Genomic DNA, 14985 nt, shown 5'->3' with positions numbered 1-14985 from the left:
GCTTTCCCCTTAACCTTCTTCCGGACGGACCTCATCTTCCAGTGCATCCACCATGAACTGGGGCATCGCCAGGGCACCGTGATGAACCCCGGAATTATAGTATCGGGTCACGAACGGCCGGTTGTTGGCATCTTCCTCGCGGAAGTATTTGATCGGGTTTTCCTTGCTGGCCATGGTGCAGCTCCACCAGCCGGTGGGGTAGACCGGTTGCGGGAATGGCATGGTCTGCACATGCTCGAATCCGGCCTTACGCATGTCCTCGTGAATGCCCTTGATGATGCTGTCGGTGTGCAGCAGCGGTGATTCGCTCTGCTGGACAATAATGCCGCCTTCTCGAAGCGCCAACATGGCATCCCGGTAAAAATCCAGGGCAAACAGGCCTTCGGCCGGGCCGACAGGATCGGTGCTGTCGATAATAATGAGGTCGACACTGTTCGGCTCAATGTCCCGCATCCACTGGATACCATCTCCGAAGAAGAAATTGGCGCGCGGGTCACTGTTCGCTTCGCAAAGCTCCGGAAAATATTTTTCCGACATGCGGGTTACCCGCTCGTCGATTTCCACCTGCCAGGCTTCCTCAACGCCCGGATGCTTGAGCACCTCTTTCAGGGTGCCACAGTCACCGCCGCCGACAATCACCACCTTTTTGGGGTCCCGGTGGGTGAACAGGGCCGGATGGGTCATCATTTCGTGGTACAGGAAGTTATCGCGGGTGGTCAGCATCACGCAGCCGTCCAGAACCATCAGGTTGCCGAAGGTCTCGGTCTCGTAGATCTCCAGTTTCTGGAACGGTGTCTGCTCCTCGTGGAGCTTCTTTTTCACCTGAAGGGAGAACGCTGTCCCCTGATCCTGGAATACCTCGGTAAACCAGCCGTCATTGAGTGCTGTCATGTCTTGCCTCCCGATGTGGGCCATGGGCTGTGTTAAAAGGGCGTATTGTAGGGACGCCTTACCGTGAGCTAAAGCGATAATCGCGGCAACCGGCCAGATATTTTCCCTGCCCGGTTCTTTTAGCCCGTGGCGGGAATCCATACAATGTCGGCCAGAAGCCGGCTGCCGAACAATTCCCTGCCGGCCAGTGTTTCCTGACAGGATAGCAAGCATGAGCGAAGCCAGCGCCACCCCGGCCCACAAGGTTTACAACATTGCCCACTGGAGCGATGGCTACATAGGTGTCAACGACCAGGGACAGGTACTGATTCGTCCGGATCGGGGCCAGAGCCCGGCACGGATCAACCTACCGGAGCTGACCCGAACACTGACCGACTCCGGGATTCAGTTGCCGGTGCTGGTGCGCTTCGTTGATATCCTCCACGACCGCGTCAACAAACTGTGCAATGCCTTCAACAAGGTCGCAGAAGAACATGCCTACCAGGGCCGTTACACAGCGGTCTACCCGATCAAGGTCAACCAGCAACGCCGCGTGGTCGAGGAACTGCTGGCCGCCGAGCCCGCTGCCTCTAAAGGGCAGATAGGCCTCGAAGCAGGCAGCAAGCCGGAATTGATGGCGGTGCTGGCGATGTCACAGCAACCGGGATCGGTGATCGTCTGCAACGGCTACAAAGACCGGGAGTACATCCGCCTGGCCCTGATCGGCCAGACCCTGGGTCACCGGGTGTTCATCGTGGTGGAGAAAAAATCCGAACTGCCACTTATCCTGGAGGAGGCAAAAAGCCTGGGCGTTTCACCGCTGATCGGAGTTCGGGCCCGGCTGGCCACCATCGGCAAAGGCAACTGGCAGAACACAGGTGGTGAAAAGTCGAAATTCGGACTGTCTGCCAGCCAGGTCCTGGATGTCGTCGACACCCTGCGCGAGGCGGGTGCCCTGGACACCCTGCAACTTTTGCACTTCCATCTTGGCTCCCAGATTGCCAACATCCGTGACATCCAGACCGGTCTCCGGGAATGTGCCCGCTTCTACAGTGAACTGCGCCAGATGGGCGCTCCGGTGGGCACGGTGGATATCGGCGGCGGCCTGGGCGTGGATTACGAGGGCACTCGCTCACGCAGTAGCTGCTCCATGAACTACAGCGTTTACGAATATGCCTACAATGTCGTGCATGTTTTGCAGGCAGAGTGTGATCGCCACGGTACGCCTCACCCGGATCTGATCAGCGAATCCGGCAGAGCCCTGACCGCGCATCACTCCGTGCTTGTGACCAACGTGATCGACCACGAAGCACCGGAAAACCGGACACCGCAACAACCGGGGGCCACCGCCTCTGCGCCGCTGCACGATCTCTGGCGCGACCTTGAAAGCCTGCAGGACACAAACACCCCCCGCTCACTGGCTGAGATCTACCATGACGTACTCCACGCCATGGCCGATGTTCACGCCCAGTTCGCCCACGGCGTTCTGTCGCTCCAGGAGCGGGCGGATGCTGAAACTCTGTACACCCGCTGCTGCCGACTGCTCCGGGATCAGCTGGACAGCAGCAACCGGGCTCACCGGGAAATTATCGACGAACTCAATGAGAAACTGGCGGAAAAACTCTTCGTTAATTTTTCCCTGTTCCAGTCACTGCCCGATGTCTGGGGCATTGATCAGATCTTCCCGGTTATGCCGATCAACGGCCTGGATCGCCCCCTGAACCGGCGGGCAGTTATCCAGGACATTACCTGCGATTCAGACGGGCGTATCGACCGCTACGTCGATGGCCAGGGCACCGAAACAACCCTGCCCTTACCCGAAGAACGGTCGGGCGAGCCTTTGCTGATGGGCTTTTTCATGACCGGCGCGTATCAGGAAATTCTTGGCGATATGCACAACCTGTTCGGCGACACCCATTCCGTGGATGTCCGCCTGACGCCAGAAGGCGGTTACGAGATCAGCGCCCCCATCACCGGGGACACCGTCGCCAAGGTGTTGCGCTATGTGAACTTTGAACCCGAGGCCCTGATGGAGGCCTACAGGGGCAAGTTTGCCGCCTCCGCCCTGGCAGCGGAAACCCAGGCCGCGCTTATGGCAGAGCTGGCCGCCGGCCTGGATGGTTATACCTACCTCGAGGAATAGTTCTCGTCAGAGTTACTGATGCTCCCGACGCCAGGCACTGGGAGAAACGCCTTCCCACTTGCGGAAGGCACGGCCAAAGTTGGAGGGGTCACTGTAGCCCAGAGCGTCGGCCATCTCATCAATGCTCAGCTCATTGCGGCGCAGCAGTTCAAGGGCTCGGCGGTGGCGAATGGAATCCTGCAATTGCTGGAATCGCACCCCTTCGGAGGCCAACTGTCTGCGCAGCGTCCTGGTGGACATTTTCAGGTGTTCCGCCACATCCTCCAGGGCCGGTAACCGCTGGCTTCGCCCCGTCTCGAGCAGGCGCACCACCCGGTCCGAAACCGACGTGGAGCCCTCTATGAATCGCATTTCCTCCTGACACTGGGCTTCGGCAATCCGACGGGTCACCGGATTCGACAGTGACATGGGGGAGTCGAGAAAAACCCGTTTGAACCGCAGCTGGTTCACGCCACTGCCAAACGCAATCTGGCTTCCAAACAGCTGTCTATAGGCCGAGAGATCGTCAGGCTCAGGAAAATCCAGCAGGCATCGCCCGCCATCCAGTAGCCGATGGCCGAAAAGCAGGAGATTCACATCCATCAGTGACGCCATCACCACATCAACATTGAACCGGTACAGGTCCTCAATGCTGTGCGCCAGGTCCAGCTGGATCACGGCCTCATGTTCCTCCACGAAGAACGAAAGGCTCATGTAGACAAAGCGGATCTGGAAATATTTGATCAGTACCGTAAGCGCCTGCTCAAGGGTATCGCAACTAATGGCTGCCTGGGCCAGCGAGCCGTGGGTCGTAAACTTCAGCCGCTTTCCAAACTCAAGCCCGAGGGCTGGATCACCACTCTGGACAAGCGTTTCGCGACACAGGGCACTGAACTGCTCGACAGTAATGAAATTGTCCGGATGACCAAGCATGGATGGGCGAATACCGGAAGCCGACAATAGCCGGGACCGCTGCAGGCCACGGTCCTCCGCCAACTGGCAGAGGATATCCGCATAGTGCGCCCGGATAACGGGCAGGTTTCCGGTAAAGCCGGGAGCATTCATGGAGGTGTTTGTCGTCCGGAGTCGATTTATTGCTCAGACTAGACCGCTCTGCCGATTCCGGCAATCACCTGCGAGACGATCAAAAACCGTCGCTGGTGCCAGCTTTCTGTGTTTTTTTCCACACAGGCTGATCCAACTGATTCACCGATCCGTAAACCTAGACACTGACAAACCCGGGACGAGTGCATAGAATGATGACCAGAACAAGCTCAAATCATGCGACTGTCAAGGAGCGTCCGGTGACCACACTGGATCAAAAGCCAGCAAGTTCCGAGGGCCGCAAGGACCAATGGAGCCAAATGCTGCAGAAAGTGGGCAAGAACCAGGACCGCGAAGCGTACCACGCGCTGTTCGAGCATTTTGGCCCGCAAATCAAGTACTACGCCATGGCGAACGGTCTGGCGAGTCATGCGGAAGAGCTCGTGCAGGAAGTATTCGTGTCGATCTGGAGACGCTCATGCCTCTACGACTGGCGCAAGGCGGCGGCATCAACCTGGATTTTCACCATCGCCCGGAACCAGCGAATCGATATGCTGAGAAAGATGCAGCGTACCAGTGCTGAAATGCCGGTCGAGACAGAAGACCTTTGGCAGATTCCGGGTGAGAACGAAAACGAGCCGGTCACTTCTTTGCACCGTCTCATGTCCGAACGGCGAATCAGGGAATCCCTGAGTCATCTGCCGGAAGAACAGATTACGGTCATTGCCAAAGTGTACATGGAAAACAAGTCGCACCAGATGGTTGCGGACGAGTTGGACATTCCTCTTGGCACCGTGAAAAGCCGGGTTCGCCTGGCATTGAATAAACTGAAAGTGATTTTGCAGGACCAGAACGTATGACACGGCACCATCCCGACAGCCTGAGCCTGATGGAGTACAGCGCAGGTAACCTGAGCGAGCCCCATGCCCTGTGCATCAAGCTCCACCTGGACAAGTGTTCCCACTGCCGCAGCCGTGTGGACACGCTTGATAGCCTTGGGGCTGTGATGATGGAGCAGCAGCCAAAGGTGACTGTCTCTGAAAGCATGTTCGACAGCATTCTTTCAAAGATCGACAGCGAGCCGGCAGCTGAGCCTGCGGCAGCGGCTGTCCCGAGGGTCAGCGCCCTTCAGAAGCTACTGGGTGAAGATCTCAACAGCTTGCCGTGGAAGCGCCAGCTGGGCGATGTGAGCGTCCTGGACATCACCGATCGGTTCCCCGGTCAGAAAGAACAGGTTGTGCTCCAGAAGCTCGCTGCCGGCGGCAAAGCGCCTGCCCACACGCATCGCGGAGAGGAAACGACCATCGTCCTTCAGGGTGCGTTTGCAGACCAGAAAGGCGTGTTTAACCAGTGGGATTTCGTGGTCCTGAACGATGAGGACGAACACAAGCCCGTGGCGGTTGGTTGCGAGGACTGTATAACACTCTCCGTGTTGAGTGCTCCGGTGAAGCTCACGGGTACCTTTACCCGGATGCTCAATCCTTTTATTCGGTAACCTTCCACCGAATGACGGACACAAAAAAGGGGCGATGGAAATCGCCCCTTTTTTGTAGTCGACAACAGGGTTGCCCGAACTACCAGGGCAGCTCTGTACCATCCCAGCTCAGAAACTTTCCGTTATCATCCTCCCCCAGTCCATCGAGCACCTCCAGAAGGTTGGTAGCCGTCTCCTCTGGAGTATGCACGTTAAGCTTGGCGAGAGATTGGCTGAACGGTTCGCTCAACGCCGATTCGGTCGTGCCAGGATGCAGGGATACGCAGGCTAGCGGCTTGCACCGGCGCGGCAACTCAATGGACAGGTTGCGAACGAGCATATTCAGCGCCGCTTTTGAACTACGATAGGCATACCAGCCGCCAAACCCGTTGTCGGTTATCGAGCCAACCTTGGCGGAAATAGCCACCACCCGTTTGAATGCCCGATGTCGCAACCATGGCAATAGCGCCTGGGTCAGCAATCCGAAACCGGTTGCGTTGACAGCAAACGCACGCGCCATACTCTGCGGATCGAGGTCTTCAAGGCGCTTTTCCGGGAACATATCCGGCCCGTGAAGCAGCCCCGCGGCATAAATAAAGCTATCAATCCCTTCCTCCCTGTTTAGCAGCGATTCCAGTGCCTCAGCAATCGCACCGGGCGCGGCACTGCCTTCGGCATCCCAGGGCAGCAAAGTGATGCGCTGATGGCTGCGCAAAGCGTCCGGCGCATTCTCCGGATCACGGCACAACCCGATCACCCTGGTTTGGGAATCACGCTCAAGCAACCGGCTTGCCAAAGCGCCACCGATTGCGCCGGAAACCCCGGCTATCACCACTTGTTTCATTTGATACCTCCTTGGTTCAGGAGGACATACGAAAATTCTATCGTCCAGACTGCCAAAACGGTGAACCAGCGCATTAAAACGGGCGTATGAAACCAGTGTTCAAATTATCTTCGGGTCGCTGCCGAATGCCGCAGCGCTCCCGTTAAAACGGCGCACCTAGGAGAGTATCCATGCAATACCAGGCTCCGGCGAATGACCTTCGCTTTCTGTTGTTTGATGTATTGGGCGCAGACCGGCTGCATGAGCTGGAAAAATACGCCGATGCCACCCCGGATCTGATTTCCGCGGTCATCGATGAGGCTGGCAAACTGGCTGCTGAGGTTATCCAGCCCACCAACCAGGCCGGCGACCGCGAGGGCTGCACCTACGATCCTGAAACCCACTCTGTGAAAACACCCGAGTGCTTCAAGGACGCCTACAAGAAGTTTGTCGAGGGCGGCTGGACCGCGCTGGACGCACCCCTTGAATACGGCGGCCAGGGCCTGCCACACACCCTGAAGTTTGTGGTGGATGAAATGGTCTGCTCCACCAACCTGTCTCTGGGCATGTACCCCGGCCTGACTCACGGTGCCATTAGCGCCCTTTATGCCCACGGATCCGAGGAACTGAAAAAAACCTACCTGGAAAAGCTGATTTCCGGTGAGTGGACCGGCACCATGTGCCTGACCGAGCCCCAGTGCGGCACCGACCTGGGCCTGATTCGCACCCGCGCAACACCGAACGACGACGGCAGCTACGCCCTCGAAGGCACCAAGATCTGGATTACCGGTGGCGAGCACGATCTGGTGGACAACATCGTGCATCTGGTTCTGGCCAAGCTGCCCGGCGCGCCGGATACCACCAAGGGAATTTCCCTGTTTGTGGTACCCAAGTTCCTGCCGGAATCCGGGGAGCGAAACCCGGCCTTCTGTGGCGGCCTTGAGCACAAAATGGGCATCAAGGGTTCTGCAACCTGCGTCATGAACTTCGAGGGCGCCACAGGCTGGCTTGTCGGCGAGCCGAACGATGGTATGCGTGCCATGTTCACCATGATGAACGAGGCGCGCCTGATGGTTGGTATGCAGGGCCTGGGCCTGGCCGAAATGGCCTACCAGGAAAGCCTCGGCTTTGCCCGTGAGCGCCTGCAGAGCCGTTCACTGAGCGGCCCGAAGAACCCCGATGGTCCCGCAGACCCGATCATCGTGCATCCGGATGTACGCCGAATGCTGATGCGCCAGAAAGTTCTGAACGAGGGCATGCGTGCTCTGGCCCTGTTTGCTGGCCACCAACTGGATCTCTCTGTCGCCCATCCAGACGAGACCGTTCGGGAATCCGCGGACGATCTGGTTCAACTGCTTACCCCGGTGGTGAAGTCGTTCCTGACAGACGAAGGCTTCAACAACGCCAACACCGGGCTGCAGGTACTGGGTGGCTCGGGCTTCACCACCGACTGGCCGCTGGAGCAGCTGGTTCGTGACGGCCGGATCGCCAGGATCTACGAGGGCACCAACGGCATTCAGGCCATGGACCTCGTGGGCCGCAAGCTGAGTCTGAAAGGCGGTCAGTTGGTGCGCACCCTCTTTGGCACCCTGAGCGGATATCTGAAGGACAATCCGGAAGCGCCGCACCGTGAAGAGCTGAAAAACGCCATGAAGGCGCTTGAGACAGCCACCATGTGGCTGGCCAGCAACGCACCGAAAGATCCGGAGCAGGCGGGCGCCGCCGCGACACCGTATCTGCGCCTGATGGCGCTGACGGTCATCGGTTACCTCTGGTCCAGGATGGCAAACGTTGCCAACGAACAGCTTGCCGCCGGCGAAGGTAACAAGCCCCTGCTCGAGAGCAAGGTTGTCTCTGCCCGCTTCTACTTTGAAAAGCTGCTTCCGGAAGTCGACTGGCTGCTGGGTGACATTCAGAGTGGCAAGGACAGCCTGATGGCGTTCTCGGACGACCACTGGGCCGCGTGATCCGCTATCCGGCCAGTGCTCCCAAGGCCTGGCCGGAAATGACCGATCAATGACAGCTTGTGACCTTCAGGTGAATGCACTGGCCATTGATAATGATCACGTTGATTAGTGTCTCTGAACTAGTCCCGCCCAGCTCCCCGTCGGACTGGGCACTTTGAAAGCCACGCCCTGCGTGGCTTTTTTTATGGTCCTTTTTTGTCTGTGCGGTCACTGGGTTACAATTGCGATCTTTGATTCTGTCCGGTCTGCGACCGGACCTGCACGGGGACACCATGAACGCCGACGATTACGCTTTCCGCTTTGGTGGCATCGAACGACTCTACGGGCGCCGGGCCCTGGAAGCCTTTCGTCACGCCAATATTGCTGTGGTCGGTCTTGGCGGGGTCGGGTCCTGGGCCGCTGAAGCCCTGGCCCGAAGTGGCGTTGGTACCATCACCCTGATCGACATGGACGATGTCTGTGTGTCCAACACCAACCGCCAGCTCCACGCCCTGGAAGGCCAGTACGGCCGTACCAAAACCGACGCCATGGCAGACCGGTTGCGGGCGATCAACCCGGAAGCCGACATTCGGGTGCATTTCGGCTTCCTGACCACGAAGAACGTCAGCGAGCTGATCACCGAAGACATGACCGGGGTGATCGACGCCATCGACAGCGTCAAAGCCAAGGCCGCCCTGATTGCCCACTGCCAGCGCCGGAAAATTCCTCTGGTCTGTGCCGGCGGCGCAGGCGGACAGATCGACCCCACTCAGATCCAGGTGGCAGACCTCAGCAAAACAACCCAGGACCCACTGCTGGCCAAGGTTCGAAACCTTCTGCGGCGGGAATATGGCTTTTCCCGGAATCCAAAGCGGCGCTTTGGCATTGAGGCCGTATACTCCCTCGAGCAGCTGACGTATCCTGCCGGAGACGGGGAAGTGTGCCTGCAGAAACCGGCCACCGACGGTCCGGTGCGCCTGGATTGCGCCTCCGGCTTTGGCGCCGCCAGCCCGGTGACCGCCAGCTTCGGTTTATTTGCGGCTTCCCGACTCCTGAACCGGATTGCCCGGCGCGCCAACCAATAGATCAACGGAACTGAAACCATTATGCCAGTCAGCACTGTCCTGCTTCTTGCCAGCATTGGCGTTTTATCATTGTTCTGCCAGTGGCTTGCCTGGCGCGTGCGTATGCCCGCCATCCTGTTCCTGCTGGCTGGCGGCATTGCCGCCGGGCCTGTTCTCGGCTTCCTGTCCCCGGAAGTGGTTTTCGGGGACCTGCTGTTCCCGGTCATTTCCCTCGCCGTTGCCATCATCCTGTTCGAAGGCAGCCTGACCCTGCGCTACGAGGAAATCCGCGGCCACGGCAAGATGGTCCGCAACCTCATTCCGGTAGGCTCCATTGTCACCTGCATCATCGGCACCCTTGCCGCCCGGTGGCTGCTGGATGTCTCCTGGGCGGTCGCCCTGCTGTTTGGCGCCATCTCGATTGTCACCGGCCCGACCGTGATTGCACCGCTGCTGCGGTCCGTACGACCGGACTCCAAACTGGCCAACATACTTCGCTGGGAAGGCATCATCATTGACCCGGTCGGGGCACTGCTGGCGGTCCTGGTGTTCGAGGGGATTGTCTCCTGGGGCCAGGGCAACGTGTTTGGCCACTCGCTGTACATATTCGGCAAGACCCTGGCCGTGGGTTTCCTGATGGGCGCTGGAGCCGGTTATCTCAATGGCATCGTGTTGCGCAAACACTGGATTCCCCAGTACCTGCATAACGCCGGCACCCTCACCTTCATGCTCGGCGTGTACGCCATCTCGAACGAACTGGCCCATGAGTCGGGCCTGTTGACGGTGACGGTGATGGGCATCTGGATGGCCAACATGAAGCAGGTGCCTATCGAGAGCATTCTGGAGTTCAAGGAATCCCTGAGTGTTCTCCTGATTTCGGCCCTGTTCATTATTCTGGCGGCGCGGGTTGAGTTTGCGGCGATTGCCGAATTGGGTTGGGGCCTGGTGGCTGTGCTGGCCCTGCTGATGCTGGTAGCCCGCCCCCTGAGTATTTTCCTGTCGGCCATCGGCACCAACCTGAACTTGCGGGAAAAGCTATTTCTGAGCTGGATCGCCCCCCGGGGCATCGTCGCGGCCGCGGTGTCAGCGCTGTTCGCTTTCCAGCTGCAGAAGTTGGGTTATGAGAGTGCCGGCGCCCTGGTACCCCTGGTGTTTATGCTGATTATCGCCACCGTTACTCTGCAGAGCCTCACCGCACGGCCGGTTGCCCGCCTATTGAAGGTCGCGGAACCAGCGGAATACGGCTTCCTGATCCTGGGCGCCAATCCGGTGGCCCGTATGATTGGCATGGCCCTGAAAAAGTATGAGGTGCCCGTGACCCTGGCGGACACCAACTGGGAAAACGTCCGTCAGGCCCGCATGGAGAACCTGCAGGTGTACTTCGGCAACCCGGTTTCCGAGCATGCATCGACCCATCTGGACCTGACAGGCATCGGTAAGCTGCTGGTGATCTCCCCGTACAAGCACATGAACTCACTGGCCACGTACCACTTCCTGGACTGGTTCGGAAACAAGTGCGTGTTCAGCCTGGCCGAAGGTGATCAGGACCAGAAGGCCCGGCATCAGACGGCTGAAAAAATACAGATGACCCGGGGCCTGTTCGATGGCGTCAGCTACGCCAAGCTGGCCAGTCTGGTGAGCCAGGGCTACACCGTAAAGACCACCCAGTTGAGTGAGGAATTCGGTTACGAGGAGTTCCTGAACAAATACCAGAACCAGGCCCTGGTGCTGTTCACGTTCGACAGCAAGGAACACGTCGCCCCGGTTTGCAGCATGAAAGACCTGAAACCGGAAAACGACTGGATCCTGATCAGCCTGGTACCGCCCCAGGCCCGCAAGGAGCGCAAGGAGAAAGAGGGAGGAGAACCATCGGCCAGCCAGGATCAACCGGCCGATCAGGAACCCTCATCGACAATCTAGCACCAGCTTGCCGCGCACGTGCCCGCCTTCCAGCAGTTCGTGGGCCTGCGCGACATCGTCCAGCGCGAACGCCTTTTCGATGTGCACCTTGACGTCGCCGTCCTCAATCAGCTCGGCAATCTCATCCAGGTGAAACACGTCGGGACGCACAGTCATGCCATGGGCGCGTAAACCCATTTCCTCGGCAGCACTGATGATTTCGTCGGCGGTAACCGTCGGGATGGTCACGAGGACTCCATGTTCGCCGAGCGTGTGCAGGGAGCGTTTGCCGGTATCACCGCCAACAAGGTCCAGTACCACGTCCAGACCATAGCACTCTTCGGCGATATCCGTGTTGCGGTAGTCAATCACCTCGTGGACCCCGAGTTCCGCCAGGAAATCCCGGTTACCGGCCGAGGCCGTTGCAATGACATGGGCACCGCGCTCCAATGCAAACTGCACCGCAAAATGCCCCACGCCACCGGCGCCGGCGTGGATCAGGATTTTCTGCCCCGACTCAAGTTTCGCCATCTCGAACAGAGCCTGCCATGCGGTCAGTGCCGCCAGGGGCAAGGCACCTGCAGACACCAGGTCCAGTTCTTCCGGCACGATGGCCAGTTCATCGGCCGCGGCCAGGGCATACTGCGCATAACCGCCACCGCCGGCCGGGAATCCGACCATGCCCATGACCCGGTCACCGGGCGCCAGGGTGGTCACGTTGGCACCTACTCCGACAACCTCTCCGGCGACATCGTAACCGGGCGTCCACGGCAACGAATTCTCGATCTGCCGCGCCGCGAAACCAAGCCCCTTCCGGGTTTTCCAGTCGATCGGATTGAGCCCGGCACCGTGCACCCTGACGAGCACCTGATCGTCTCCGGGGACTGGCACATCGGCCGAGACCACTTGCAGGACGTCACGCTCACCAAAGCGATCGTAGATCACATGGCGCATCGTGGCTTCAGCGTTCTGATCGGCAGTATTTTCCATGAAGATCTCCGGACAACAGGTTAAACGGGATTGGCTTTGAACAAGATTAGCTGAAGTAAAGCACAAAAGACCTCGGGTGACCTACAGCCCTTTGCCTCCGGCTACCACAGCGGAACCGAGAATCTCGGCGAACTCTTTGGGCGCACGGGCAGGCCGCTGGCTTTTCAGATCAACACAGGCGTGAGTGGAAACGGCCCTGACCAGGGTTCTGCCATCCGAGGGACGAACGAGCTGGAACTGCCGTGCAGACCGGAACCGACCATCATAATCGGTGAGCCAGGTCCCCAGAACCAGTTGATCGCCGGCGTTCGCCGAGGCCAGGTAATCGATTTCCGTGCGGGTAATGGCCATCGCCTTGCCGGTTTTCTCGTGCAGCTCCCAGGTCATACCCAGGCTTTCTATGTGGGCCCAGCTGACGTCTTCCAGCCACCGTACGTAAACAACGTTGTTAGCGTGCCCAAGCCGATCGGTATCCTCGGGCCGCACCGCTATTTCGATCGTGAAAGGCGCCGGCAGATCCCAGTCAATATCGTGTTGCAGCATCAGTTGCTGTCCCCCAGACCCGGAATGGCCTGCAACGGTAGCCGACCAATACGATCATTGTGAAGTGAACCAAAGTACAGGTTGCCATCGTGAGGATTCACCGAGGTGATTTCCTGCAGATGGGTCCCCCGAGTGTCGTGGAGACTGGTAATAACCTCACCGTCCCGGTCGAACGCGATCACAAGACCATATTCTTGTGGCGCAGGTTTCAGGCTGCTCGGGAGTTTAGCCACCAGATCCTTGAGCCAGGGCCGGGGGTGCATGGCGTCCATCCTCGAATCTCTGAGGGTAGGAAACGCCACCCAGTAGCGCCCCTGATCATCCACCGCGAGGTTATCGGGAAAACCGGGCAGATTGTCGGCAAAGACTTCCGCCTGGCCGGCTTTGGGCCCGTGAATCCAGTATCGGAGGATGCGGTATTTCCAGGTTTCGTTAACCAGCACATAGTCGCCCTCCGGAGATACCGCAACACCATTGGCAAAATGCAGGTTGGCCAGGAGAACCTCGGCCTTGCCGGTTTTTGGAGAGTAGCGGAGCAGGCGGCCATGGGGACGCATTTCCAGAAGATCCAGCATGTATTCCGGCTGATGGAACTTGGAGCTGGCGTCGGTGAAATAAATGCGCCCGTCATCGGCAATGTCGACGTCATCGGTGAAGCGGAACAGCGTTCCCTCCGCCTCGCGGGCCAGTACGGTGATCTCGCCCTCAGGACTGATAGACAGCAGCCCCCGCCAGGAATCTGCAACGATGAGATTGCCCTGGCTGTCAAACACCACGCCCAGGGGCCGACCATCGGTGGACAACCAGTTTTCAACCCGGCCATCCGGGAACACCCGCACGATGAAGCCATCCTGGGTGCCGGTATAAAGCACACCATCCTCGCTCACGGCTGTATCCTCGGGGCCGTATACCTGGCCCCTGGCGATCAGGTCCGCAAGCCTCAGGCGCTCATTTGGCGCAACCTCACCGGTCAGCGGAGGCGGCGATGGGGGGTTCCAGGCTTTGCTGTCGACGGGCGAGGGAGTCAGCAGGAAACTGCCAAGCAGCAGGAAGACAACCAGCAAACCCACCATCAGCCATTTCATACACTCTGCCCGCCTGTTGTTGTGTCCATTCCGTGTGTCAGCGATTGGCCCACCTTAGCAGACGGGCCGGTGAGCAGGAAAATGCCCTACGCAGGACACCATCATTCATCGGCGCTGAGGAAACGGCGGCACAGGGCAGCAAAGGAGTCGGCTTTCTCAGCGTGCAGCCAGTGGCCGGTCCCCTGGATAATACGCAGCTGTGCCTGCGGGAACAGTCGCTGGATATCATCCCGGTGTTTTTCCTGGATGTAGGCCGAATCCGCGCCCTTCAGAAACAGCACAGGACCATCAAACGGGCCATCACCCTCCGGCGCCCTGGCCAGATGTTCATAGCAGGCATCGATAACCGGCAGATTGAGCCGCCACCGGAACATTGGCCCGCCCTCCTGCTGGTCTTCGCGGGGAATCCGTTCCAGGTTTTTCAGCAGGAACTGGCGAACACCCGGCTCTTCGACAAAATCTGCCATCAGCCTGTCTGCGTCCTGACGGGAACGCACACCGGTCAGATCCATGCTGGTCAACCCGTCCAGAATAGCATCGTGCCGGGGTTTGTAGTTTACCGGGGCAATGTCGGCCACGATCAGTTTTTCCACGCGCTCCGGAGCCTGGAGGGCAACCTGCATCGCCACCTTGCCACCCATGGAATGACCCAGCAGGCTCACCTTGTCCAGCGCCTGGGCGTCCATGTAGGCGATGACGTCGGCGGCCATGGCCGGATAGTCCATGGTATCCGTGTGGGGCGAACTCCCGTGGTTGCGCTCGTCCAGTGCGTGAATCTGCCACTGGTCTTCCAGACGGCGGGCGATACCCCCCAGGTTGTCCAGGGAGCCGAACAGCCCGTGCAGCAGTATCAGGGGCGGGCCTTCGCCGGTAATGCGGTGGTTCAGCGCAACAGTCATGGGCAGTCAGTCTCCGGATTGGTCTGCGTTCTCAGACCGGATACATTACCACTGCCAGTCTTGCGAGCAAGTGCCGGTATTAGCGGTCATTTTCCGTGGACGAAAAAAAGCCGGGCAAAGCCCGGCTTGAAGGTCATAGACGTGACGTCTGAAGGATCAGCAATAGAAGATGCTGTTCAGATACTCGGCAAGCTCAATCACGTTTTTACGCTCAAGCTCGGTATGA

At 58.9% G+C, this 14985-nt stretch carries 13 protein-coding genes; 6 read left to right on the top strand and 7 right to left on the bottom strand.

The genetic code is table 11. The annotated features are described in order from the left end of the window. Positions 1 to 9 precede the first annotated feature (9 nt). Entirely contained in the window at positions 10 to 891 is an 882-nt protein-coding gene (gene speE / locus AC13DD_RS12140) for a polyamine aminopropyltransferase (protein WP_008173265.1), read from the bottom strand. 211 nt (positions 892 to 1102) lie between these two features. On the opposite strand from speE, the gene speA reads away from it, so the two are divergent. Beyond that, positions 1103 to 3013, top strand: a complete 1911-nt coding sequence (gene speA, locus AC13DD_RS12135) for a biosynthetic arginine decarboxylase (RefSeq protein WP_482931221.1) — start codon at positions 1103 to 1105, stop codon at positions 3011 to 3013. Positions 3014 to 3025: 12 nt separating this feature from the next. On the opposite strand, the gene AC13DD_RS12130 is transcribed toward speA, so the two are convergent. Beyond that, entirely contained in the window at positions 3026 to 4057 is a 1032-nt protein-coding gene (locus tag AC13DD_RS12130; RefSeq protein WP_008173262.1) for an AraC family transcriptional regulator, read from the bottom strand. A gap of 239 nt (positions 4058 to 4296) precedes the next feature. Here AC13DD_RS12130 and AC13DD_RS12125 point away from each other — a divergent pair, with 239 nt between their 5' ends. Continuing rightward, positions 4297 to 4896 carry a sigma-70 family RNA polymerase sigma factor gene (locus AC13DD_RS12125; RefSeq protein ID WP_039881993.1) on the top strand — a complete coding sequence of 200 codons (600 nt, stop codon included), beginning with the start codon at positions 4297 to 4299 and terminating at the stop codon, positions 4894 to 4896. Next, the gene (locus AC13DD_RS12120; protein ID WP_014575874.1) at positions 4893 to 5531 is read left to right on the top strand and encodes a ChrR family anti-sigma-E factor; all 639 of its coding nucleotides are present in this window, start codon (positions 4893 to 4895) and stop codon (positions 5529 to 5531) included. Before AC13DD_RS12125 ends, AC13DD_RS12120 begins: the two co-directional genes overlap by 4 nt. Positions 5532 to 5610: 79 nt before the next feature. Here AC13DD_RS12120 and AC13DD_RS12115 read toward each other — a convergent pair whose 3' ends face one another. Continuing rightward, entirely contained in the window at positions 5611 to 6354 is a 744-nt protein-coding gene (locus AC13DD_RS12115; protein ID WP_482931220.1) for an SDR family oxidoreductase, read from the bottom strand. A gap of 170 nt (positions 6355 to 6524) precedes the next feature. On the opposite strand from AC13DD_RS12115, the gene AC13DD_RS12110 reads away from it, so the two are divergent. The 3 genes from AC13DD_RS12110 (at position 6525) to AC13DD_RS12100 (ending at position 11263) form a co-directional block, all read left to right on the top strand. Continuing rightward, the gene (locus tag AC13DD_RS12110) at positions 6525 to 8300 is read left to right on the top strand and encodes an acyl-CoA dehydrogenase C-terminal domain-containing protein (protein ID WP_482931219.1); all 1776 of its coding nucleotides are present in this window, start codon (positions 6525 to 6527) and stop codon (positions 8298 to 8300) included. Between the two features lie 272 nt (positions 8301 to 8572). After that, positions 8573 to 9364: a tRNA cyclic N6-threonylcarbamoyladenosine(37) synthase TcdA gene (gene tcdA / locus AC13DD_RS12105; RefSeq protein ID WP_169702126.1), complete on the top strand. Its 792-nt coding sequence runs from the start codon at positions 8573 to 8575 to the stop codon at positions 9362 to 9364. Between the two features lie 21 nt (positions 9365 to 9385). Further along, positions 9386 to 11263, top strand: coding sequence for a cation:proton antiporter (locus AC13DD_RS12100; RefSeq protein WP_092033151.1), 1878 nt, complete (start codon positions 9386 to 9388; stop codon positions 11261 to 11263). Here the strand turns inward: AC13DD_RS12100 and AC13DD_RS12095 are convergent. From AC13DD_RS12095 to AC13DD_RS12080, 4 genes are all read right to left on the bottom strand, one after another. After that, positions 11249 to 12232 carry an NADP-dependent oxidoreductase gene (locus AC13DD_RS12095; protein WP_008173247.1) on the bottom strand — a complete coding sequence of 328 codons (984 nt, stop codon included), beginning with the start codon at positions 12230 to 12232 and terminating at the stop codon, positions 11249 to 11251. The genes AC13DD_RS12100 and AC13DD_RS12095 overlap by 15 nt on opposite strands. 81 nt (positions 12233 to 12313) lie before the next feature. Next, the gene (locus AC13DD_RS12090) at positions 12314 to 12775 is read right to left on the bottom strand and encodes an acyl-CoA thioesterase (protein WP_288367059.1); all 462 of its coding nucleotides are present in this window, start codon (positions 12773 to 12775) and stop codon (positions 12314 to 12316) included. Next, positions 12775 to 13860, bottom strand: a complete 1086-nt coding sequence (locus tag AC13DD_RS12085) for an SMP-30/gluconolactonase/LRE family protein (RefSeq protein ID WP_008173243.1) — start codon at positions 13858 to 13860, stop codon at positions 12775 to 12777. The genes AC13DD_RS12090 and AC13DD_RS12085 overlap by 1 nt, the downstream gene beginning before the upstream one ends. Positions 13861 to 13961: 101 nt before the next feature. Further along, a complete protein-coding gene (locus AC13DD_RS12080; RefSeq protein ID WP_008173240.1) occupies positions 13962 to 14759 on the bottom strand; it encodes an alpha/beta fold hydrolase in 798 nt (265 codons plus the stop codon). Between the last annotated feature and the right edge of the window lie 226 nt (positions 14760 to 14985).

Source organism: Marinobacter sp. L-13, from assembly GCF_056857715.1.
Note: the sequence above shows the minus strand (reverse complement) of the source record. Positions and strands in the feature narration are given on the sequence as shown.

Coding starts and splice junctions, on each gene's coding strand:
- speE (WP_008173265.1), bottom strand. CDS start 891: ATGACAGCACTCAATGACGGCTGGTTTACCGAGGTATTCCAGGATCAG.
- speA (WP_482931221.1), top strand. CDS start 1,103: ATGAGCGAAGCCAGCGCCACCCCGGCCCACAAGGTTTACAACATTGCC.
- AC13DD_RS12130 (WP_008173262.1), bottom strand. CDS start 4,057: ATGAATGCTCCCGGCTTTACCGGAAACCTGCCCGTTATCCGGGCGCAC.
- AC13DD_RS12120 (WP_014575874.1), top strand. CDS start 4,893: ATGACACGGCACCATCCCGACAGCCTGAGCCTGATGGAGTACAGCGCA.
- AC13DD_RS12115 (WP_482931220.1), bottom strand. CDS start 6,354: ATGAAACAAGTGGTGATAGCCGGGGTTTCCGGCGCAATCGGTGGCGCT.
- AC13DD_RS12110 (WP_482931219.1), top strand. CDS start 6,525: ATGCAATACCAGGCTCCGGCGAATGACCTTCGCTTTCTGTTGTTTGAT.
- tcdA (WP_169702126.1), top strand. CDS start 8,573: ATGAACGCCGACGATTACGCTTTCCGCTTTGGTGGCATCGAACGACTC.
- AC13DD_RS12100 (WP_092033151.1), top strand. CDS start 9,386: ATGCCAGTCAGCACTGTCCTGCTTCTTGCCAGCATTGGCGTTTTATCA.
- AC13DD_RS12095 (WP_008173247.1), bottom strand. CDS start 12,232: ATGGAAAATACTGCCGATCAGAACGCTGAAGCCACGATGCGCCATGTG.
- AC13DD_RS12090 (WP_288367059.1), bottom strand. CDS start 12,775: ATGCTGCAACACGATATTGACTGGGATCTGCCGGCGCCTTTCACGATC.
- AC13DD_RS12085 (WP_008173243.1), bottom strand. CDS start 13,860: ATGAAATGGCTGATGGTGGGTTTGCTGGTTGTCTTCCTGCTGCTTGGC.
- AC13DD_RS12080 (WP_008173240.1), bottom strand. CDS start 14,759: ATGACTGTTGCGCTGAACCACCGCATTACCGGCGAAGGCCCGCCCCTG.